Source organism: Halomonas sp. SIMBA_159 (assembly GCF_046536035.1).
Lineage (GTDB): Bacteria > Pseudomonadota > Gammaproteobacteria > Pseudomonadales > Halomonadaceae > Vreelandella > Vreelandella venusta_A.
In genome coordinates, this window is sequence record NZ_JAWJBT010000663.1 from 1 (window position 1) to 269 (window position 269).

Below are 269 nucleotides of genomic sequence, written 5' to 3' on the forward strand. Positions count from 1 at the left end.
GAGCCACGTGATGACAGCAAAGTTGCATCTTTATTGCTCAGCAGTTTGGTAATATCGGCTGCTTTAGCATAATTCACCGCCAGGAAGTCTGAATACAGCGGCTCCAGGTCAGCAACTGTTTGCTTCGCTTCCAATTCCCGGGCTTCTCTGGCTGCCAGTTCATCTGTCGGCGCAACCATCAGGATATTGCCTTCCATCCGCTTGTCCAGACCTTTGACGCGTAGAACAATGTCAAGTGCCTGGTCCCAAGGCGTACCGTCTAACCGCAG

Annotated in this window: 1 protein-coding gene; it reads right to left on the reverse strand. The window is 52.0% G+C overall.

Annotation, left to right across the window (positions count from 1 at the left end):
- Positions 1 to 197: hypothetical protein (locus R0J87_RS20870; protein ID WP_498888649.1), on the reverse strand; the 197-nt coding region annotated here is incomplete at its 3' end.
- Between the last annotated feature and the right edge of the window lie 72 nt (positions 198 to 269).